Raw genomic sequence first — 21,004 nt, 5'->3', positions numbered from 1 at the left:
GGGGCGTCAGCGCGGGGCGCGCTCCTCGCGCGAACGCGCGGTGCGGTCGCGTCGCAGCGCGCTGATCACGATGCCAACGCCCAGCCCCGCGCCCAGCAGGAACAGCAGCAGCGCCACCGTCGGGTAGCCCCACAGGGTGCTGCGGGTCTCCACCCGCATCATCAACGAGGACGCGACGATCAACGCGGCGGTCACCAGCCCGGCGGAGATCCGGTTGGCGATCTTCTGCAGGTTCTCCATCAGCCGCGATTCCTCCAGGCCCGCCACGCGCAGCTGCAGCTTGTTCTCGGCGATCAGCGACAGCGCGTCGGACAGCTTGCGCGGGCCTTCGCGCAGCAGGGTCTGGATCTCGATCAATTCGCTGGCGATGTTGGGCGAGGACAGCGACTGGCGCAGGCGCGCGCGGATGACGTGCTGAAGATGCCTTTCCACCACCGCCTTGGGATCCATCTCCGGCGCCAGGTGCCGGCAGACCGCATCCAGGTTGAGCAGCGCCTTGCCCAGCAGGCTCAGCTCCGGTGGCGTGCGCAGGCCGCAGGCGGTGGCCACCCGCACCAGTTCCAGCACCACCCGTCCGGACGAGGTGCTGCGCGCATGCGCGGTGTAGTGGCTGACCAGGTGGCCGACCTCGCGCACGAAACGCTCCTCGTCGTAATCCTCCAGCCGCGTGCCCATCGCGATGGCCTCGTCGGCGGCCTGCTCGCCACGGCCGTCGACCGCGGCGAACAGCAGCTTGAGCAGGCAATCGCGTCGCTTGGGCGGGATATTGGCGACCATGCCGAGATCGAACACCGCCAGGCGCCCGTCGCGGGTCACCCGCAGGTTGCCCGGATGCGGATCGGCATGGATTTCGCCGTGCACGAAGATCTGATCCAGATAGCCGCGCAGCAGCGCCGAGGCGAGCGTGTCCATGGCCTGCTCGGTGCGGCGGACGCCGGGAATCTGGTCCACCCGGATGCCTTCCACCAGTTCCATCGTCAGGACCCGGCGCCGGCTCAGATCGGCCACCGGCGCGGGCACCCACAATTCCGGGAACGGCGCCAGGTGCAGGCGGAAGCGGACCAGGTTCTCCGCTTCGGCCTGGTAGTCCAGTTCCGCCAGCAGGGTGCGGCTGAACTCTTCCAGCCAGTCGGCGAAGCGGACCCGCCGGCCGACATCGGTGAAGCGATCCGCGCCGCGGGCGAAGCCGCGCAACAGCTCCAGATCCCCGAGCAGTTGCTGGGCGATGCCGGGCTTCTGCACCTTCACCGCCACCGCCCTGCCGTCGCGCAGCCAGGCGCGGTGCACCTGCGCCAGCGAGGCCGAGCCCAGCGGCCTGGCTTCGAAATCGGAAAAGGCGTGGCTGAGGCGAACGCCCAGTTCGGCCTCCACCACCTCGCGCACCGCCTCGAACGGCACCGGTTCGACCTGTTCCTGCATGCGCTCGAAGGAACTGGCATAGGCCGGCGGCACGATGTCGGGACGGGTGGACAGCATCTGTCCGATCTTCACGAACGCCGGGCCGAGCGCTTCGAGATCATGCGCCAGCTCCTGCGGGGTGCCCTCGGCCGCGTCGGGGTCGGCGTCCTCCAGGCGGGTGTCCAGCCCGGAGAACAGTCCTGAATTCCGGTATCGGAACAGGAAGCGCAGGATCTGGCCGCGCCGCCTGCCCGCGCCCGGCGAAGGGTCGAGTTGCCTGGCCTGGGATTCCATGGGCGGATTCCTTGAACGGGACTCCATTGTCCCGGCCCGATGGCTACGCACGGTGAAAGCCGCCGCCGGCGCCGCCCGCCGCGCCGGGGGACGGACTCACGTGGCCTCCAGATACTCGCTCATCAGGCGGCGCAGCGTGGCCACCTCCACCGGTTTGGCCAGGTGCGCGTCGAAGCCGGCTTCGCGCGAACGGCGCTTGTCGTCCTCGTGGGTCCAGCCGCTCAGCGCCACCAGGGTCAGCGGCGCGTCCTTCCGCAACGCGCGCATGCGCGTGGCGGTTTCATAGCCGCTGAGCCCCGGCATGCCCAGATCCATCAGCACCATTTCCGGCGCGAATCCGACGAAGCGGGCCAACGCGGACTCGCCATCGTAGGCGACCGCCACCTCGTGTCCGGCGAACTCCAGATACTCGGCCACCGCGTCGGCCGCGTCGCGGTTGTCGTCGACCACCATGATCCGGTGCCGGCTGCGTGCTTGCATTTGCGGGTTCGCCATGTCGTCGTCTCCGGGTATGTCCGTCGTGATGAGCGGCAGTTCGACTTCGAACCGGCTGCCCTGCCCGATGCCATCGCTGTGCGCCGTGACCCGTCCGCCGTGCAGTTCGACGATGCTGCGGACCAGGGTCAGGCCGATTCCCAGGCCGCTCAGCATCTGCTGCTTTTCCTGGCGGATCTGCGAGAACAGGTTGAAGATTTCGCCTATGCGCTCGGCCGGCATGCCGACGCCGTTGTCGCTGACGGTCACCCGCACGCGATCCCCGACCCGTTCCGACGCCAGCGCGATCCGGCCGGGCGCGTGGGTGAACTTGGCGGCGTTGTTCAGCAGGTTGGAGAACACCTGCGCCAGCCGCACCGGATCGCCGTCGACCAGGCAACACGGCGGCGGCGACAGCGCGATGTCGAGCGTGTGTCCGGCCTGCTCGATCCACGGGCGGCTGGTGTCGATGGCGACCTTGAGCACCTCGTTGAGATCCAGCGGCTCGCGCCGCAGCTCGATGGTGCCGCGGGTGATGCGCGAGACCTCCAGCAGGTCCTCCACCAGCCGGACCATGTGATCCACCTGCCGCTGCATGCGGGTAAGCGAGCGCGCGAACGGCGCTTCGCCCGCCTCCACCAGCAGTTCCAGGGTGGTCCGCAGCGGCGCGAGCGGATTGCGCAGTTCGTGCGCGAGGATGGCCAGGAACTCGTCCTTGCGTCGGTTCTGCTCGGCCTGCTGTTCCAGCAATTCGCGCTGGCGGGCCTGCAGTTCCTTGAATTGCTGGATGTCGGTGGTGGTGCCCAGCCATTCGACGATGCGGCCCTGCGGATCCCTGAGCGGTCGCGAGCGGGTGGAATGCCAGACGTAGCTGCCGCTGCGGGCGTGACGCACCCGGTGTTCCACCGCCATCACCCCGCCCTCGCCGGCCTGCTCCCACGCCGAGAGGGTGGCGGTGCGATCCTCCGGATGGATCGCTTCCAGCCAGCCCAGCCCGACCGCCGCCGCCGGATCCTGCCCGGTGAACTGTTCCCATTGCGGGCTTGCCCAGGTCCAGTGGCCGCGATCGGAGGAACGCCAGACCAGTTGCGGAATGCCTTCGATGAGCGTGGACAGCCGCCATTCGCTTTCGCGCAACGCGCTTTCCACCCGCCGGCGTTCGGTGATGTCCTGCGCCACCGAAATGCCGCCGATCACCACGCCGTCGCGCCACAGCGGCACCGCCCCGAACACGATCCAGCGCTCCTGCCCGTCCAGGTAGATGTGGAAATCCACCGTAGGCGGCACCGTCTCGCCACGCAGGGCGCGCGAACTGGGATACTCCGCCGGCGACAGCAACCGGCCGTCGGCGTCGTAGGCGCGCCAGCGCGAACGCGGGTCCCGCGACGGCAGCACGTCGCCGACCAGTTCCTGCAACCGCGGGTTGGTCATCAGGTAATGGCCCTGGGTATCGAACAGACCGATGCCGACGGGTACGTGTTCGATCACCGCCGCCAGCTGCACCTGGCTCTCGCGCACCGCCTCGCTGATCCGGCGCCGCTCGCTGATGTCGCTGAACAGCACGCCGACCTGATGGCCGATGTCCTCCAGCGGGAACGCGTACACCTCGAACCAGCGTCCGCCCAGTCCCATCGCCTGCTTCTCGAAGCGTCGCGGCTCTCCAGTCCGCGCGACCTCTCCATACAGTTCGTACCAGGAGGGCTCCAGATCGGCGGCCACTTCGCGCATGCGGCGCCCGGCGACGTCGCTCAGGCCGGAGTGACGGGAAAAAGCGGCGTTGACCTCCATGAACCGGTAGTCATAGGCATGTCCATCGCCGTCGAACGCGACGTCGATGATGCAGAAGCCCTGGTCGATGGATTCGAACAACTGCCGGAACCGGGCCTCGCTGCGGCGCAGTTCCACCGCCACCCGCGTGCGCAGCACCGCCTCCCAGGTGCGGTCGCCGACGTCCCGCACCAGCGCCAGTTCATCGGCGGTCCATGCGCGCGGTTCGGCGTGGTGGACCGCCAGGATGGCCTTGAAATCGCCTTCCCGCACCAGCGGCACGCTGATGTGCGCGCGGATTCCGCTGTCGCGATACGTGCGTCGCTGCACTTCGTTGAGGCCGGCCAGTGCGTGCGTGTCGTCGCAGCTGAGCGATTCGCCGCGACGCATCGCCTCGCCGACCGAATCGCCGAACGCGTCCAGGCGATGCTGGCCGGTCAGCGCCGGCAGGCGCCCGCTGCTGTACTCCACCTGCAAGGCGAAACGCTCGCCGGCCTTGTCCATTTCCGCGTAGCAGACCCGATCGACGCCCAGATGGCGGGCCAGGTGCTCGGCGGCGAAAGCCATCACCTGGCGTGCGTCACGGATGCGGCGGATGCCATCCTCCAGCGCCAGCAGGACGGATTGGCTGCCCGCGTCGGGGCTGCGCGGATCCAGCATGGAACGGTCCCTTGTGCGATCGGTTCCAAGCTGTGGCAAGCCCGGTGAAGGCCATGTAGAGGCCGCTGGCTTCAGCCGCCGGCGGCCAGTCCCGGCCAGTCCGGATGGCCGCTGGAGTCGTACCACTGCTGCGCGCGCCGCAGCGCCTCGGGCTTGCTGAGGGAGGCGTCGGCGTAGAAATACCAGCGCGCCCCGCTGGCCTTCCGCAACTGCTCGTGGACCAGCCGGAAGCCCGCTCCCAGCGTGGCGCCGGCGTCCCCCTGCACCAGTTCGGCGTGCCCGGGCGATATCAGAAGTGAATAGGTGCCGCTCATGCCGTGTTCCTCCGGCGCACCTTATCGCACACCGGCGTCCTCGCCCCGTGCACGCGCTCTTCGCGCGATCCCGGCGGCAAACCCCATTGATTCAAGTCAATGCCGCGCGCCGCCATCCCGTTAACCTGCGCGCAGTCCATCCGGGGAACCGCCACATGCATCCGATCCTTCGCGAAATCCTGCTGGAGCCGGTCGGCTGGCTGGCCATCGGCGGCAGCCTGGTGATGTTCGGCATCGGCCTCTGGGTCAGCCTGTTCCTGCGCAAGAAGATGCGCGAGGAAGAGCGCCGCCGCGGCGGCAGGTAGGACCCGCCCGGCATCGTCTTTGGGGAAGCCGCAGCGGCTGGGGGATTCAGCCCTGCGGCACTCCGGTCATGTCCGGCAGGTGGTGGGCCACGCCCTTGTGGCAATCGATGCAGGTCTTCTTCTGCGTACCCAGCCACAGCTTGTGGGTCTGGGCCGCGCGTGATCCCTGCCGGGTCAGATCCATCGACGAGTAATCGTGGCAGTTGCGGCACTCCAGCGAATCGTTGGCCTTCAGCCGCTCCCATTCGTGCATCGCCAGTTCCAGCCGGTGGTCCAGGAACTTCTCGCGGGTGTCGATGGTGCCGAACACCTTGCCCCAGACTTCCTTCGACGCCTGCATCTTGCGGGCGATCTTGTTGGTCCAGTTGTGCGGCACGTGGCAGTCCGGGCAGGTGGCGCGCACTCCGGAGCGGTTGGAGTAGTGGATGGTCGTCTTCAGCTCCTGGAAAACGTTGTCGCGCATCTCGTGGCAACCGGTGCAGAAGGTCTCGGTGTTGGTCGCTTCCAGCGCGGTGTTGAAGCCGCCCCAGAACACCACGCCGGCGACGAAGCCGGCCACGGTCAGGAAACCCAGGCTGTAGTGCCGGCTGGGGACTCGCAGGGTGCGCCAGATGGGCAGCAGGCGTTGCTTGATCCGTTCCCACATGGCTCATTCGCTCCCCTGCTTGGCCGGCGCGGTCGGCGCGGCGGGGGTGGCCGCGATGACACTGTCGATGTCCTGGAAGTTGTTCGCCACCAGCGGCCTGGCGTCGGTCTGCACCACGTGGCACTGGTTGCAGAAATAGCGTCGCGGCGAAATGGTCGCCAGGAATTGATCGTCGCGGTCCATATAGTGGGTCACGCTCACCGGCGGCGCCTGGAAGGTCGCGGCGTTGGCGCGCGCATGGCACAGCATGCAGCGGTTGCTGTTCTTGTCGACCTGGTAGCCATCGATCGCATGCGGGATGGTCGGCGGCTGCATCGGGTAGGCGCGCACCCGCTTGATGTCGGTGTTCTCCACCCGCGCCATCGGTGGCGGCGCGCCTTCCTGGTCGACCGGCACGCCCCGGCGGAGGGCGTCGATCTGGCCGCCGGGCAGCGGCGCATCGATGGCCGGTCCGGGCACCGCCGGCGTGTCGGCGGTCGCCTGTGGCTCAGATGCGCGATGGCTGCCGAACATCCACCCCGCCACGAACACCAGCACCGCCAGGACCACCGTCAATCCCAAGGCAATCAGCAATGGCTTGTTGCGCATGGCGAATCTCCTAGACGGCCAGCACCTTGACGGCGCATTTCTTGTAGTCGGTCTGCTTGGAAATCGGATCGGTCGCGTCCAGGGTGACCTTGTTGATCAGCTGACCGGCGTCAAACCACGGCACGAAGATCACCCCGGGCGGCATCCGGTTGCGGCCGCGCGTCTCGATCCGCGACAGCATCTCGCCGCGCCGTGACACCACCTTCACCTCGTCGCCGCGCTTGAGCCCGCGATCGCGGGCATCGTCGGGATTCATGAACACCACCGCGGCGGGGAAACTGCGGTACAGCTCGGGCACGCGCATGGTCATCGAACCGGAATGCCAGTGCTCCAGGACCCGCCCGGTGACCAGCCACAGGTTGTACTCCTCGTCCGGCGATTCGGCCGGCGGCTCGTAGGGCAAGGCCCAGATCACCGCCCGGCCATCCGGGTTGCCATAGAACTGGAAGCCGGTGCCCGCCTTGACGTAGGGATCCGCGCCTTCGCGATAACGCCAGCGGGTCTCCTTGCCGTCGACCACCGGCCAGCGCAGGCCGCGCGCTTTGTGATACGCGTCGAACGGGGCCAGATCGTGGCCGTGGCCGCGCCCGAACGCGGCGTATTCTTCGAACAATCCCTTCTGCACGTAGAAGCTGAAGGCGGCCGACTCGTCGTTGGCGTAGCCCGGTTCGATGTCGGTGATTGGAAAGCGGTCCACATTGCCGTTGCGGTACAGCACGTCGAACAGGGTCTTGCCCTTGAACTGCGGATTGGCGGCCAGCAGTTCCGCCGGCCAGCACTCGTCGGTGGTGAAGCGCCTGGAGAATTCCATCAGCTGCCACAGGTCCGAACGCGCCTGCCCCGGCGCCTTCACCAACTGGTGCCAGAATTGCGTGCGCCGCTCGGCGTTGCCGTAGGCGCCCTCCTTTTCCACCCACATCGCCGCCGGCAGGATCAGATCCGCCGCCTGCGCGGTCACCGTCGGATAGGCGTCGGAAACGACGATGAAGTTCTGCGGATTGCGGTAGCCGGGCCAGGTTTCCTCGCGCAGGTTGGCCGCCGCCTGCATGTTGTTGTTGACCATCACCCAGTAGGCGTTGAGCTTGCCGTCCTTCAGGGCGCGGTTCTGTTCGACCGCGTGATAGCCCGGCTTGGGCTTGATGGTGCCGTGCGGCACCTTCCAGATTTCCTCGGCGTGCCTGCGGTGCTCGGGGTTGGTCACCACCATGTCCGCCGGCAGGCGATGGCTGAAGGTGCCGACCTCGCGTGCGGTGCCGCAGGCCGAGGGCTGGCCGGTCAGCGAGAACGGGCTGTTGCCCGGGGTGGCGATCTTGCCGGTCAGCAGATGCAGGTTGTAGACCATGTTGTTGGCCCATACCCCCCGCGTGTGCTGGTTGAAGCCCATCGTCCAGAACGAGGTGACCTTGATCTTCGGATCGGCGTACAGCTCGGCCAGGTGTTCCAGCCAGCCGCGCTCGACCCCGGTCATCTCCACCGCCTTGTCCAGCGTGTACGGCGCGACGAAGCGAGCGAAGGCGTTGAAATCGATGGCTTCGCCGCCGTTCGGGTCCTTGGCGTTCTTTGCCTTGATTTCCAGCGGGTTGTCCGGGCGCAGACCGTAGCCGATGTCGTCGTTGCCGCGCTTGAACGTGGTGTGCTTGTTGACAAAGTCCTGGTTGACTTTGCCGGTGCGGATGATGTGGTTGGCGATGTAGTTGAGGATGACCAGATCGGTCTGCGGTTTGAAAACGATCGGAATGTCGGCCAGTTCGAAGCTGCGGTGTTCGAAGGTCGACAGCACCGCCACCTTGACGTGCGGATGCGAGAGCCTGCGATCGGTCACCCGCGTCCACAGGATCGGATGCATCTCGGCCATGTTCGAGCCCCACAACACGAATGCATCGGCGGCCTCGATGTCGTCGTAGCAGCCCATCGGCTCGTCCATGCCGAAGGTGCGCATGAAGCCCATCACCGCCGAAGCCATGCAGTGGCGGGCGTTGGGATCGATGTGGTTGCTGCGGAAACCGGCCTTCATCAGCTTGTTGGCCGCATATCCCTCGAAGATGGTCCACTGGCCGGAACCGAACATGCCGATCGCGTCGGAGCCCTTCTCCTTGAGCACGCGCTTGAACTGCGCCGCCATCACGTCGAAAGCCTCGTCCCAGCCGACCTGCTCGAACTCGCCGTCCTTGGCGTAGACGCCGTTCTTCTTGCGCAGCAGCGGCATGCCCAGGCGGTCCTGGCCATACAGGATCTTGGACAGGAAATAGCCCTTGACGCAGTTGATGCCGCGGTTGACCTCGGCATGGACGTCGCCGTGGGTGGCGACCACGCGGCCGTCCTTGACCGCCACGTTGACGCCGCAACCGGTGCCGCAATAGCGGCACGGCGCCTTGTCCCATTTCAGCGCGGTCAGGTCACCCTCGGTCACCAGGTTGCTGCCGTCACCCGCCAGGGGCAGGCCGGCGGCGGCCGCGGCGGTGGCGACGGCGCTGTTGCGGATGAATTCCCGGCGGGTGCTCATGGCTGGACTCCGGCAAGGTTCGAATCGGGAGGGGTGTCCATCTCGGCCTCCAGCGCATCGCGCGGCTCGGCGTGGTGATAGACCAGCAATACGTTGAGCACGCCCGGCACCGCGCGCAGCTGATCGACGTGATCCATCACCGCGTAGCGGTCGGCGGATTCGCACAGCACCACGCTGCGGGTATCGCCGGGGATGGCCAGTTCCAGGTCCGCGTGTCCGCCGATCGCGGCCGCCAGCGCGGGCATGGCTTCACGGCGATGCTGGATCACGAAACTTGCGATGTGCAGTTCGTCGTCGCCGGGCGCGCTCATGCCGCAGATTCCTCGGACTGGTGCAGGTGGATGGCGTCGGTCGGGCATACCGCGACGCACGCGCCACAACCGGTGCAGGCATCGGCGTCGATGCAGGCGGCGCCGCGTGCGGCCGGCGGAATCAGGATGGCGGCCGCTGGACAGGCGTCGCGGCAACTGGCGCAGACCACGCCCCGCGCGCCGAGGCAGGCGTCATCGACGACGGCGCGTTGGATCCAGGGTGCGTCCTTGCCTTCATCGCGCAGCGCGCCCGGCGCGCAGGCGTCTACGCAGGCATGGCAGAAGCTGCATTCGCCGCGCTCCGGATCGAACACGGCCTTGCCCTTGCGCAGCACGAGCACCTGTTCGGGGCAGGCGTCGACGCAGGCGACACAGCCGGTGCAGGCGCGGGCGAACGCGCTTCCGGGCAATGCCCAGGGCGGACGCAGCACCAGTGGCGAGGGTACGCGGGCGGCGCCCGGCGTCCGTTCAGAACGGTCATCGCCATCCCGGCCGAACAGCAACGCGCGTCGCGACATCGTCCGTGCCGTGTCCATCGCTCAGGGTCCGGAAGGCGGGCCGGCGAACATCTGGTAGATCCAGACGAGGAATCCGTAGCCGGCGACGATCAGCACCGCCGTCAGCGGAAAAACGACCACGGTCAACAGCAGAAAGGCAAGGCGTTCCCGGGCCTTGCCTGCGACATCCTGGCGGGGCGGATGCTCCATGAGGCTCACCTGGCGGTTGATGGCTGGGCGAACTGCGCAGCGAGCCTAGCACAAACTTTCGCGCCCGAACGTGTCAGTGGTCAGTCTCCGCGGCGCAGCGCGTCCCATTCTTCCGGCGTGTTGCAGTTGATCAATCGCGCGTTCCTTCCCTCGACGTCGATGACGTCGCCCGCCAACGCCTGGTGGATGGCGCGCAGCGAACGCTGCGGCGGCGGCGCGATCGCCAGCGCCGCCAGCACCGCGCGGCTGCGGGGATCCAGCACCAGTCGCATCGGAAGCGGATGCCCGGCGAAGATCGCGCAATCGGCGGACGATGCGGCCAGCACGCCCAGCGTCGACACATCCAGCAACGGCATGTCCACCGGCACCAGCAACCAGACGCCATCGTCGAGCCGCGGCGCCAGTTGCGCGAGCGCGGCCGCCGGACCGCCATCGCGGACGACGTCCGGAATGGCGTCCGGATCCGGATGCGCGCCGCTGATCACCACCCGCGCCGCGCCGGCTTCGCGCAGGCGTTCGCGCATGTGTTCCAGCAACGTCCGGCCCTGCCAGGGCAGCATCGCCTTGTCCCGGCCCATGCGCGACGAGCGTCCGCCGGCCAGTACGACGCCGTTCCAGGGGGAAATCATCGCGTGCATGCCGCGCGGCTCATGCCGTCTGCGTCCAGCCCAGCGCATCGAGGTGGCCGGGCGGATACACCGTCACGATTTCACCGGGCGCGAGGCTGCCGTCATCGCCGTCCGCCGGCGGCAACACCAGCCATGCCTGCGAGACCAGGAACGGCCGCAGGCGGAACGATTCCTGGCGTGGCAACGGATGCACCGTCAGCTGTCCGCGCGCATCGCAGGTCACGCGCGCATGTAGATGCGTGCGCAGTCCGGGCCGCCGCCACGCGGGCCCGGCCAATGGCAGTCGCAGCGGGCGTTCGGCGGGCAGGCCCAGCATCGCCCGCAGCACCGGCTCGACGAAGAAGCGCAATCCCACCGCGCAGGAGGCCGGATTGCCCGGCAGGCCGACATGCAGCGGCCCCTCCGGCAGGCGCGCGGCCAGCAGCGGCTTGCCGGGCCGGATGCCGACGCCATGGAACAGCAGTTCGGCGCCGCGCGCGCGCAGGCTCCCGGGAACGAAATCGAAGCGTCCCTTCGACACCGCGCCGGTGCTGATCACCAGATCGACGCCGCGCTCGCGGATCCGATCCAGCGCGGCCGCGAACGCGACCGGATCATCGGCCACGCGTTCCTCCATCACCACCTCCGCGCCGGCCGCGCGCAGCCGCAGCCGCAGGAACGGCGTATTGCTGTCGTGGATGCCCGCGCCGTCGGCGATGCCGCCATCGACCAGCTCCCGGCCGGTGGCGATCAGCGCCACGCGTGGCCGCCGCACCACGGGCACGCGGGTCACGCCCAGCGCGGCCAGCAGCATGAGGCGGGCGGAATCGAGCCGCTCCGAAGCCTTCAACACCGGTTCGCCCTCGCCGACGTCCTCGCCGCGACGGCGGACGTTGGCGCCGGGCGCGGGGCTTTCACGCAGGCGGATTCCGATCGGCGGCGCCCCGGCGTCCTCGCCGGCGATCGCATCCACCCGCTCGACCGGCACCACCGTGTCCAGTCCCGCGGGCAGCGCCGCGCCGGTCATGATCTCCCACGCCCCGTCGCCGCCTTCTCCCGCCGGGACGCCGGCGGCGATGGCGCCGCGCACCGGCAGCTCGTGTCCGGCGGCAAGCGCGCGTCCGCGCAGGGCCAGGGCGAAGCCGTCCATCGCGGCGTTGTCGAATCGCGGCAGCGCCGCCGGACTGACGATGTCCGCCGCCAGCACGCGGCCATCGGCCTCGGCGGAGGCGACCGTCTCGCTGTCTCCCCTCGCCACCCCGCGCAGGAGGATGGCCAGGGCCTGCTCGTAATCGACCACGCCTGCTCCCTGGAAGATTGCCGTGTCCGTATACCCGTTCCCGGCGACACCACCGGCATCATCCGCGGGCAAGGACGCCGCATCCTCACATAGCTGAAGGGTTCCGGCCAACTGGCCGACGGTTGATTCAGGTCAAGGCGGCGGGGCCCGCCCCTGTCTAGCCTTGTTCCATGCCAGCCCTCTCCGCCCTCTTCGATCCCGAACTGCTCCGGCGCTACGACAAGCCGGGCCCGCGTTACACCTCCTATCCGACCGCGCCGCAATTCTCGGCGCAGTTCCAGGAGGCCGAACTGCGCGACGTGGCGGCCATCACCAACGGCGATCCGATTCCGCGCCCGTTGTCGCTGTACCTGCACATCCCGTTCTGCACCAGTCCGTGCTTCTACTGCGGTTGCAACCGCATCATCACCCGCGAGAAGGCGCGCGGCGACGCCTACCTGACCCGGCTGTACCGCGAAATCGCGCTGGTCTCGCCGCTGTTCGACCGCGACCGCGACGTCAACCAGGTGCACTTCGGCGGCGGCACGCCCAACTTCCTGTCGCCCGACCAGATCACCGAGGTCGTCGACGTCCTGCGCCGCCATTTTTCGTTCGCTTCGGGCACGGGCTTCGACTGCTCGATCGAACTGGACCCGCGCTTCATCAGCCCGGACGAGGTCGGTCAACTGGCCCGCGCCGGCTTCAACCGCGCCAGCCTGGGCGTGCAGGACTTCGACCCCGACGTGCAGCAGGCGGTCAACCGCGTGCAGGGCGTCGACGACACCCTGGCGATCATCGACGCCTGCCGCACCCACGGCATGCGCTCGGTGAATGTCGATCTGATCTACGGCCTGCCCCGGCAGACCCTGGCCGGGTTCTCCCGCACCCTCGACATCACCCTGAAGGCGCGCCCGGACCGGCTGGCGATCTACAGCTATGCACACCTGCCGGCGCTGTTCCGCCCGCAGCAGCGCATCCACGCCGAAGAGCTGCCCTCCCCCGAACAGAAGCTGGACCTGCTGCGTTGCGCGATCGACAAGCTGGGCGAAGCCGGCTATGTCTACATCGGCATGGATCACTTCGCCCTGCCCGGCGACGATCTGGCGCAGGCGCAGCAGCGCGGCGACCTGCACCGCAATTTCATGGGCTATTCGACCCACGCCGAGAGCGACCTGATCGGCCTGGGCGTGAGCGCGATCAGCCACGTGGGCGCCAGCTTCAGCCAGAACCCGCGCGACATCGGCAGCTGGGAACAGGCGATCGACAGCGGCCGCCTGCCGGTCTGGCGCGGCATGCGCCTGGACGAGGACGATCTGCTGCGCGCGGACGTGATCCAGCAGCTGATGTGCCACGGGCGGATCGATTTCGACGCGGTCGAACGCCGCCACGTCATCGACTTCCGCGACTATTTCGCCGACGCCCTGGCCCGCCTGGAGCCGTTGCAGGTCGACGGGCTGGTCGAGGTCGGTCCCCGGGAAGTGTGCGCCACCTCGCGTGGACGCCTGCTGTTGCGTATCATCGCCATGTGCTTCGACCGATACCTGCCCGCCGCCGCGGACACCGCGACCACGCGGTTCTCGCGAACCATCTGACCTCATCCGGGGCGTCCGCATGAGCTCGCCGGTCGTTTTCCCACGCACCGACGCCACCATCCTCTCCGACGACGGCGATTCGCTGACGTTCTGTTCCACCTGCGCGTTCTCCCAGGCCTGCCTCAGCGAGGGCATGGACAAGCGCGCGCTGATGGATCTGCATGTCCTGGTGGAGCATGTCGGCCCGCTGCAACCGGGCGAACACGTATTCCGCGAAGGCGACAGTTTCAGCGCCATCGCCGCGGTACGCGCCGGCACGGTCAAGACCTACCAAGTGGATCGCGATGGCCACGAGCAGGTCCTGGGCTTCCACCTGCCCGGCGAGGTGATCGGCCTCAACGCCATCCACGGCGATCGCTATCCCTGCAACGCGGTGGCGCTGGACACGGTGATGCTCTGCCGGTTCTCGTTTCCCAAGATCGCCCTGCTCGCCACCCGCCTGCCCAACCTGCAGCAGCACCTGTTCCGGCTGATGAGCCATGACATCGGCGTGGCCTCGCTGTTCGCCCGCGACAACAGCGCCGACGAGCGCATGGCCGCGTTTCTCATCGGCCTGTCGCGGCGGCTGGCCGCGCGCGGTTATTCCTCGCGCCGCTTCCAGCTGACCATGTCGCGCACCGATATCGCCAATTACCTGCGCCAGGCGCCGGAAACGGTGAGCCGGGTGCTTCGCCGGTTCGAGCGCGACGGACTGGTCCGCATCAAGCAGCGCGACGTCGAGATCCTCGACCTGGATCGCCTGCACGAACTGGCGTCCATGGTACTGCGCGACTGATACCCGGCGCATCCGGGCATTGATCCCCGCGACGCGCGCCGTCCGCACGCGAATGACATCGGCTTGACGTAGGTCATGGAGGGGATCCGGACGCGGGCGGAACATGCCTGTGGTTCCCACGGAGTCCCGCATCATGAATTCCACACGCAAGCTGTGGGCAGGGTTGGCCGCCCTGCTCATCGCCTCGTTCGCCGTCCTACTCTGGGTCGGCAGCGAAGTCCACCGACAGGCGCCGCCCCTGCCCGAACAGGTGGTCGATGCCGATGGCCAGGTTCTCTACACCCGCCAGGACATCGAGACCGGCCGCCAGGTCTGGCAGTCCATCGGCGGCCAGCAGCTGGGCTCCATCTGGGGCCACGGCGGTTACGTCGCTCCCGACTGGGGCGCGGACTGGCTGCATCGCGAAGCCGAGGCCATCCTCGACATCTGGGCCAGGCGCGAAGCCGGCGTCGCCGGCTACAAGGAGCTGGACGCCCCGACCCAGGCCGCCTACGCCAAGCGCGTGCAGGCGCTGATGCGTCCGAACACCTACGACGCCGCCACCGGCACGGTGACGGTCGATGCCGATCGCGCCGCGGCCATCCGCACCGTCGCCGCGCACTACGAGCAGTTGTTCGGCAAGGACCCGGCGATGGTCAAGCTGCGCGAGGCCTACGCCATGCGCAACGACACCGTGCCCGATGCCGGCCACCGCCGCCAGCTCACCGGTTTCTACTGGTGGGCCGCCTGGTCGTCGGTGACCCTGCGCCCCGGCGCGGAGATCACCTACACCGCCAACTGGCCGGCCGACGAACTGGTCGGCAACACGCCACCGCCCAGCGCGTTCCTGTGGACGGTGTTCAGCGTGCTGTTCCTGATCGCCGGTGTCGCCCTGCTCGGCTGGCACTACGCGGTCAACCATGGCGACGAACTGGCGCACGTGCTGCCCAAGCGGGATCCGCTGGCCGACATCAAGGTCACCCCGTCGATGCGCGCCACGGCCAAGTATTTCTGGGTGGTCATCGCGCTGTTCCTGGTGCAGATCCTGCTCGGCGCGATCACCGCGCATTACCAGGTTGAAGGCCAGGAAGCCTACGGTTTCGCCCTGGCCGACGTGTTGCCGTATTCGCTGACCCGTACCTGGCACACCCAGCTGGCGGTGCTGTGGATCGCCACCGCGTGGCTGGGCATGGGCCTGTACATCGGCCCGGCGATTTCCGGGCACGAACCGAAATTCCAACGCCTTGGCGTGAACTTCCTGTGGGTCTGCCTGTTGATCATCGTGGTCGGCGCGTTCGCCGGACAGTGGTTCGCGGTGATGCAGAAGCTCGGTCTGAAGCACAACTTCTGGTTCGGTCACCAGGGCTGGGAATACGTCGACCTGGGCCGTTTCTGGCAGTGGTTCCTGTTCATCGGCCTGACCCTGTGGCTGGTGCTGGTCGGCCGTGCCCTGTGGCCGGCGATGCGCAACGGCGGCGATTCGCGCTCCATCGTGTCGCTGCTGTTCCTGTCCACCGTGGCCATCGGCCTGTTCTACGCGGCCGGCCTGATGTGGGGCGAGCACACGCACCTGTCGATGGTCGAGTACTGGCGCTGGTGGGTCGTGCACCTGTGGGTGGAAGGCTTCTTCGAGGTCTTCGCGGTGGCGGTCATCGCCTTCCTGTTCACTCGCCTGGGCCTGCTGCAGGTCAAGTCCGCCACGATGGCGGTGCTGTTCGCGACCATCGTGTTCATGGCCGGCGGCGTGCTGGGCACCCTGCACCACCTGTACTTCACCGGCACCCCGACCGCGGTCATCGCCATCGGCGCCAGTTTCTCCGCGCTGGAAGTGGTGCCGCTGGCCTACGTCGGCTTCGAGGCGTACCACAGCTACCGGATGGGCAAGGCCACGCCGTGGATGCAGCGTTATCGCTGGCCGATCCTGTTCTTCATCGCGGTCGCGTTCTGGAACCTCGTCGGCGCCGGCCTGTTCGGCTTCCTGATCAATCCGCCGCTGCCGCTGTACTACATGCAGGGCCTGAACCTGACCCCGACCCACGGCCACACCGCGCTGTTCGGTGTGTACGGCATGCTCGGCATCGGCCTGATGCTGTTCTGCCTGCGCGGCCTCAAGCCGGACGTGGTGTGGAACGAGAAGCTGCTGAGGACCGCGTTCTGGTCGCTCAACATCGGTCTGGCCGGCATGGCCCTGTTCACCCTGCTGCCACTGGGCATCATGCAGCTCAACGCCGCGCTCAAGCACGGTTACTGGTACGCCCGCTCGGCCGAGTTCATGCAGCAGCCGGTCGTGGACATGCTGGTGTGGATGCGGGTGCCGTCGGACACGCTGTTCAGCGTCGGCGCGTTCGCCCTGGCCTGGTTCGTGTTCCGGCTATGGGTGGCGCCGCGCCGGGAAGCGCTGCCGGCGGCGGTGCCGGCGGAGGGCTGACTCACGGCGGTTTTCAAGCGCAATGAAAAAGAGCCGCGAAAGCGGCTCTTTTTTGGCTTATCGTTGCAATCCGACAAGGCGGCGGCGTTCCAACCTCTCAGTTCGAGCAGCCGCAGCCCCCGCAACCGCAGCCGCTCCGACGGGCGTCTTCCGGCACATCCTCGACCTGTTCGCCGACCGTGGACAGGATCTCGCGCACGCGCTCGGGCGAAAGCGTGGTGAGGATCGCCAGGCGCCCGCTGGCGGATTCGAACTGGACCTCCGCGTCGGGATCCCATTCGCGCAGGGCGTGGGTCATGGCACGGGTGCGTTGCTGGAGCGGTTCGTCGGTGTGTTCGGGAGCGGACATGCGGTTTCCTTGCTGAGTGTGGGCCGGGGCGAGCGCCCCGGTGCCGGCAAACGTACGCAGGCCCATGGCACCTGGCATTGACCCGCATCAAGCCGGATCGCCTCTTGCGACGCTCCCCGCCCCCTTCGTCAACTCCGTAGGAGCGACGTGGGTCGCGACCGCTTCCCCTGGACATCCGGGATCCATCCCCAGTCCACGGGCTTCCCAAGTCCACATCCATCCCAACGTCGCTTCAGTGCAAGCAGGAATCCATCGGGATTCCGGGCTGCCGCGAATGCTGGCCGGAGGTCAACATGGGTCCCCGCGTGCGCTGGGACGACGGTGTCGGGGTTCCTTTCCCACTCCATCGTTCCTGTCGTCCTTCCCAACGTCCTTCCCAACGTCATTCCAGCGCAAGCAGGAATCCATCGGGATTCCGGGCTGCCGCGAATGCTGGCCGGAGGTCAACATGGGTCCCCGCGTGCGCTGGGACGACGGCGTCGGGACTCCCTTTCCCATTCCATCGTTCCCGTCGTCATTCCAGCGCAGGCTGGAATCTATTGGGATCCTGAGCTCCCGCGAGCGCTGGCCGAACGTCAACATGGGTCCCCGCGTTAGCCGGGATGACGGTGCCGTACTTCATCGGCGGAACGGTGCCGGTGCGGATCCACCGGCGTTGATCCGCATTCGGCCTGATCCAGGTCAAGGAAGGTCCCGACACCGCGGCGCAGACTGCGGTCATGCGACCGATTCCCGTTTCCAACCATCCTCCGACGCCCGCCGGTCCTTCCGCCGGCATGTCCGCGCGCCAGTTGTTGCAGGCGCCGCATCGGCTGATGTTCTTCATCGGCGCCGGCAACGTGCTGCTGGCGATGCTGTGGTGGGCGGCGTGGCTGGCGTCGCAGTACAGCGGCGGCTGGCGGATGCCGGATACGGCGGTGCCGCCGGGCTGGCTGCATGCGTTCCTGATGCAGTACCTGGTGCTGCCGAGTTTCATCTTCGGTTTCCTGCTCACCGTGTTTCCGCGCTGGATGGGCCTGCCGGATCTGCCGCGCTGGCGGTATGCGCCGGTCGGCGCCGGGCTGATGGGCGGGCAGTTGGCGATCCTGCTGTCCACGCTGGGCTGGGAAGCCGGTTTCACGGTCGGCCTGTGGATGGCGCTGGCCGGCTGGCTGGCCGGGGTCGCCACGCTGGGCCGGTTGCTGCTGCGCGATACCGCGCGCACCTGGCACGCGCGTTCCTGCTTCGCCGCGCTGCTGCTGGGTTGCGCCGGGCTGGCGTGCTTCCAGGTGTTCGTGCTGACCGGCGACGCGTGGTACGCGTTCGCCAGCATCAAGCTCGGCGGCGTGGCGATGCTGCTGCCGATCTACCTGACGGTCGCTCACCGCATGTTTCCGTTCTTCGCCGCCAACGTGGTGCCCGGCTACAAGCCGTGGCGGCCGATGGCGTGGCTGGGGGCGATGTGGGGCTTCCTGCTGCTGCACCTGGTGCTTGAACTGCGGCATGCCTACCCCTGGCTGTGGCTGCCGGACGCGGCGCTGCTGATCGCCAGCGGCGTGGCGCTGTGGCACTGGTGGCCGCGCGGACGCATGCCGGGCCTGCTGGCAGTGCTCTTCATCGGTACCGCGTGGCTGCCCACCACCTTCGCGCTGTACACCGCGCAGAGCGTCATCTACCTGCTCACCGGGGAGTTCGTGCTCGGACGCGCGCCGATGCATGCGATGTTCATCGGATTCTTCGGCAGCGTGCTGGTGGCGATGGTCACCCGGGTGACCCAGGGCCATTCCGGGCGGCCGCTGAAGATGCACGCACTGGCCTGGTTCGCGTTCACCGCGTTGCAGATCGTCGCGGTGATGCGGGTGGTCGCGGAGATCGCGCCGGACGCGCTGTTCTGGCAGGTCGCCTCGGCGGCGGGCTGGTTGATCGCGCTGCTGCCGTGGGTGACCCGCATCGGGCGCATCTACCTGAGTCCGCGCGCCGACGGGCGACCGGGCTGACGCCGTGATCACCTTCTATCCCGACATCAAGCTGGTCCACATCGGCGCCGCGCTCACCAGCGGCACGCTGTTCGCGCTGCGCGGACTGGGGTTGTCGCTGGGCATGCGCTGGCCGCGGGTCGCGCCGTTGCGCTACCTCAGCTACACCGTCGACACCGTGTTGCTGACCGCCGCGATGATGCTGCTGACGATCCTGCCCGCCGGCGTGTTCGCCAATGGCTGGCTGATCGTGAAGGTCGGTTTCATCCTCGCCTATGTCGTGCTGGGCGTGCTCGCCTTCCAGCCGGCGCGCGCAAGGCTGTCCCGCGTCGCGCTGTACGCCGCCGCGCTGCTGTGCTTCCTGCAGGTCTACGGCATCGCGCGCGCCCACCATCCGATGGGCCTGCTGGCCCTGCTGGGGTAGTGCCATGAACGAAGCGTTGCTGCCACCGGATCCCTGCTCGCCCTGCGCGGGCTGGATACGCGAATCCTTCGACGCCGCGGGCGCGAGGTTGGACTGCCCCGCCGGCGAGGACGGCTCCAAGAATGAGGACGCGCCATGCTTCTGACCCGACTCGATCTGCGCGGACTCGCGCCGCCGGAACCGATGCAGCGGATCCTCGCCAGCCTGGAAACCCTGCCGCGCGGCGGGCGACTGGTCGCGTTCACGCCGTTCCGTCCGCTGCCGCTGATGTCCCTGCTCGATGCCTGGGGCTACGCCTATCGCGTGCACGAGTTGCCCGCCGGCGACGCCTGCATCGCCATCTGCCACGGCGACGATCACGCCGCGCTGGAACCGCCGCGGATCGCATGAGCGGGCTGGCGTTCGCCCAGGCGCCGCCTCCCGGCCAACCGCTGCGTTTCCTGCTGTCCTCGCTGGCCTGGGGCGCCGGCGCCGGACTGTGGCTGCTGTGGACCGGCGAAACCGCGCTGCTGACGCGCTGGGCGCCGCACACGCTGGTGTTGGCGCACCTGTTCACCCTCGGCGTGCTGGGCAACGCGATGATCGGCAGCCTGTTCCAGTTCCTGCCGGTGGCCGCCGGATGTCCGTTGTCGCTGCCGCGCCAGGCGAACTGGCTGCACGTCGCGCTCAACGCCGGGTTGCTGCTGTTGCTGTCATCGCTGGTTTTTCCGTCACGTGCGCTCGCCGGCGCTTCGTCGGTGTTGCTGGCGCCGCCGCTGGCCCTGTTCGCCGTCAGCGGATTGATCGCGGTGATGCGGGGAAGCGGCCCGCGCGCGCCGCGCCTGGGTATCGGCATCGCATTGGCGTCGCTGCTGGTCACCATCGCGCTGGGGCTGGCGCTGCTGGCCGCGCTGTCCGGGCTGTGGGCGCTGCCGCTGGACCGCATCGCCAATCTGCATGCCGCGCTCGGACTGGCGGGCTGGGCGCTCGCGCTGCTGGGCGCGGTGGCCAGCATCACCATGCCGATGTTGCAGGGGACGCGGCGGATTCCCGCCCCCTTGCTGCTGGCGTGGCTGTGCACGCTGCTGCTGGCGCTCGCCTGGACCGGTGGCGCGGCGCTGTCCGATCCATCCGGCCTTCCGGCGCGTGCGTTGGCGTTGCCCGGGCTGGTGTTCTGCATCGCCGTGCTGGTTCTGCAGGCGCGCGCGCCGCACCGGCGCAACCCGGTGCTGCGGCGTTTCTGGCAGGCCGGCTGCGTGGCCCTCGCCTTCGCCTGCCTGCTCGGTCTCGCCCCGGCCCTGTCCCCGCGCGGACTGCTCGCGCTCGGCGCGCTGGTGATCGCCATCGGCCTGCCACTGCTGGTGCTGGGCATGCTGCTGGAAATCGTCGGCTTCCTGGCCTGGATCGAACTGCGCCGTCGACATCCGCGCGGCGTGCGCGTCCCCGGCGTGGATCGCCTGCTGGACGATAAGCGCAAGCAGTGGCTGCTGCGCGCCCATCTGGCATCGGCCGGCCTGCTGTTGCTGGCCATCTGGCAACCCACCTTTACCCGCGTCGCGGGCGCCGCGCTTGCCCTGGCCTGGACCGCGAGCGGCGCGGCGGTGCTGGCCTGTTGGCGCGACGCGCTGCGCTTCCGTCCCCGGGAAACGGATCGCTCCACTTGATCTGG

General features: G+C 68.4%; 20 protein-coding genes. 8 read left to right on the top strand and 12 right to left on the bottom strand.

Annotated features, from left to right (window positions below; translation table 11 throughout):
• Positions 1–6: 6 nt before the first annotated feature.
• The 3 genes from ACTHN1_RS14815 to ACTHN1_RS14805 form a co-directional block, all read right to left on the bottom strand.
• Positions 7–1,719, bottom strand: coding sequence for an ABC1 kinase family protein (locus ACTHN1_RS14815; RefSeq protein WP_440471700.1), 1,713 nt, complete (start codon positions 1,717–1,719; stop codon positions 7–9).
• 69 nt (positions 1,720–1,788) lie between these two features.
• Positions 1,789–4,593, bottom strand: a complete 2,805-nt coding sequence (locus ACTHN1_RS14810; RefSeq protein WP_440471699.1) for a PAS domain S-box protein — start codon at positions 4,591–4,593, stop codon at positions 1,789–1,791.
• A 71-nt stretch (positions 4,594–4,664) separates the two neighbouring features.
• Entirely contained in the window at positions 4,665–4,907 is a 243-nt protein-coding gene (locus ACTHN1_RS14805; RefSeq protein WP_440471698.1) for a hypothetical protein, read from the bottom strand.
• Positions 4,908–5,062: 155 nt separating this feature from the next.
• On the opposite strand from ACTHN1_RS14805, the gene ACTHN1_RS14800 reads away from it, so the two are divergent.
• Positions 5,063–5,212 (top strand): DUF3149 domain-containing protein, encoded by a 150-nt coding sequence (locus ACTHN1_RS14800; RefSeq protein WP_440471697.1) that lies wholly within the window; start codon positions 5,063–5,065, stop codon positions 5,210–5,212.
• A gap of 46 nt (positions 5,213–5,258) precedes the next feature.
• Here ACTHN1_RS14800 and ACTHN1_RS14795 read toward each other — a convergent pair whose 3' ends face one another.
• From ACTHN1_RS14795 to ACTHN1_RS14760, 8 genes are all read right to left on the bottom strand, one after another.
• A complete protein-coding gene (locus ACTHN1_RS14795; RefSeq protein WP_440471696.1) occupies positions 5,259–5,858 on the bottom strand; it encodes a NapC/NirT family cytochrome c in 600 nt (199 codons plus the stop codon).
• A 3-nt stretch (positions 5,859–5,861) separates the two neighbouring features.
• Complete coding sequence (locus tag ACTHN1_RS14790; protein ID WP_440471695.1) at positions 5,862–6,446, bottom strand: nitrate reductase cytochrome c-type subunit; 585 nt, start codon at positions 6,444–6,446, stop codon at positions 5,862–5,864.
• A gap of 10 nt (positions 6,447–6,456) precedes the next feature.
• Positions 6,457–8,949, bottom strand: coding sequence for a periplasmic nitrate reductase subunit alpha (napA, locus tag ACTHN1_RS14785; protein WP_440471694.1), 2,493 nt, complete (start codon positions 8,947–8,949; stop codon positions 6,457–6,459).
• The gene (locus ACTHN1_RS14780; RefSeq protein WP_440471693.1) at positions 8,946–9,260 is read right to left on the bottom strand and encodes a chaperone NapD; all 315 of its coding nucleotides are present in this window, start codon (positions 9,258–9,260) and stop codon (positions 8,946–8,948) included. Before ACTHN1_RS14780 ends, napA begins: the two co-directional genes overlap by 4 nt.
• Complete coding sequence (locus ACTHN1_RS14775) at positions 9,257–9,796, bottom strand: ferredoxin-type protein NapF (RefSeq protein WP_440471692.1); 540 nt, start codon at positions 9,794–9,796, stop codon at positions 9,257–9,259. The genes ACTHN1_RS14780 and ACTHN1_RS14775 overlap by 4 nt, the downstream gene beginning before the upstream one ends.
• 3 nt (positions 9,797–9,799) lie before the next feature.
• Positions 9,800–9,967, bottom strand: coding sequence for a periplasmic nitrate reductase, NapE protein (gene napE, locus ACTHN1_RS14770; RefSeq protein ID WP_440471691.1), 168 nt, complete (start codon positions 9,965–9,967; stop codon positions 9,800–9,802).
• 80 nt (positions 9,968–10,047) lie between these two features.
• Positions 10,048–10,605, bottom strand: a complete 558-nt coding sequence (gene mobA, locus ACTHN1_RS14765) for a molybdenum cofactor guanylyltransferase (RefSeq protein ID WP_440471690.1) — start codon at positions 10,603–10,605, stop codon at positions 10,048–10,050.
• Positions 10,606–10,615: 10 nt separating this feature from the next.
• Positions 10,616–11,875: a molybdopterin molybdotransferase MoeA gene (locus tag ACTHN1_RS14760; protein ID WP_440471689.1), complete on the bottom strand. Its 1,260-nt coding sequence runs from the start codon at positions 11,873–11,875 to the stop codon at positions 10,616–10,618.
• A 170-nt stretch (positions 11,876–12,045) separates the two neighbouring features.
• Between ACTHN1_RS14760 and hemN the strand changes: the two genes are divergently transcribed.
• The 3 genes from hemN to ACTHN1_RS14745 all read left to right on the top strand — a co-directional run bounded on the left by hemN (position 12,046) and on the right by ACTHN1_RS14745 (position 16,628).
• On the top strand, positions 12,046–13,446 hold the full coding sequence (hemN, locus tag ACTHN1_RS14755) for an oxygen-independent coproporphyrinogen III oxidase (protein WP_440471688.1): 1,401 nt from the start codon (positions 12,046–12,048) through the stop codon (positions 13,444–13,446).
• Between the two features lie 19 nt (positions 13,447–13,465).
• Positions 13,466–14,221: a helix-turn-helix domain-containing protein gene (locus ACTHN1_RS14750; protein WP_440471687.1), complete on the top strand. Its 756-nt coding sequence runs from the start codon at positions 13,466–13,468 to the stop codon at positions 14,219–14,221.
• A 133-nt stretch (positions 14,222–14,354) separates the two neighbouring features.
• A complete protein-coding gene (locus ACTHN1_RS14745; RefSeq protein WP_440471686.1) occupies positions 14,355–16,628 on the top strand; it encodes a nitric-oxide reductase large subunit in 2,274 nt (757 codons plus the stop codon).
• Positions 16,629–16,725: 97 nt separating this feature from the next.
• Here ACTHN1_RS14745 and ACTHN1_RS14740 read toward each other — a convergent pair whose 3' ends face one another.
• Positions 16,726–16,977 (bottom strand): hypothetical protein, encoded by a 252-nt coding sequence (locus tag ACTHN1_RS14740; protein ID WP_440471685.1) that lies wholly within the window; start codon positions 16,975–16,977, stop codon positions 16,726–16,728.
• A gap of 719 nt (positions 16,978–17,696) precedes the next feature.
• Here ACTHN1_RS14740 and ACTHN1_RS14735 point away from each other — a divergent pair.
• The 4 genes from ACTHN1_RS14735 (at position 17,697) to ACTHN1_RS14720 (ending at position 20,999) form a co-directional block, all read left to right on the top strand.
• Positions 17,697–18,953: an NnrS family protein gene (locus ACTHN1_RS14735; RefSeq protein ID WP_440471684.1), complete on the top strand. Its 1,257-nt coding sequence runs from the start codon at positions 17,697–17,699 to the stop codon at positions 18,951–18,953.
• Between the two features lie 4 nt (positions 18,954–18,957).
• A complete protein-coding gene (locus tag ACTHN1_RS14730) occupies positions 18,958–19,356 on the top strand; it encodes a SirB2 family protein (RefSeq protein ID WP_440471683.1) in 399 nt (132 codons plus the stop codon).
• A gap of 135 nt (positions 19,357–19,491) precedes the next feature.
• Positions 19,492–19,746, top strand: coding sequence for a DUF2249 domain-containing protein (locus ACTHN1_RS14725; protein ID WP_440471682.1), 255 nt, complete (start codon positions 19,492–19,494; stop codon positions 19,744–19,746).
• Positions 19,743–20,999: a hypothetical protein gene (locus ACTHN1_RS14720; protein ID WP_440471681.1), complete on the top strand. Its 1,257-nt coding sequence runs from the start codon at positions 19,743–19,745 to the stop codon at positions 20,997–20,999. The genes ACTHN1_RS14725 and ACTHN1_RS14720 overlap by 4 nt, the downstream gene beginning before the upstream one ends.
• Positions 21,000–21,004: the final 5 nt, after the last annotated feature.

The sequence above is a fragment of the Pseudoxanthomonas sp. genome (assembly GCF_051953815.1).
Classification (GTDB): domain Bacteria; phylum Pseudomonadota; class Gammaproteobacteria; order Xanthomonadales; family Xanthomonadaceae; genus Pseudoxanthomonas_A.
This window is presented reverse-complemented; position numbering and strand designations above follow the sequence as displayed.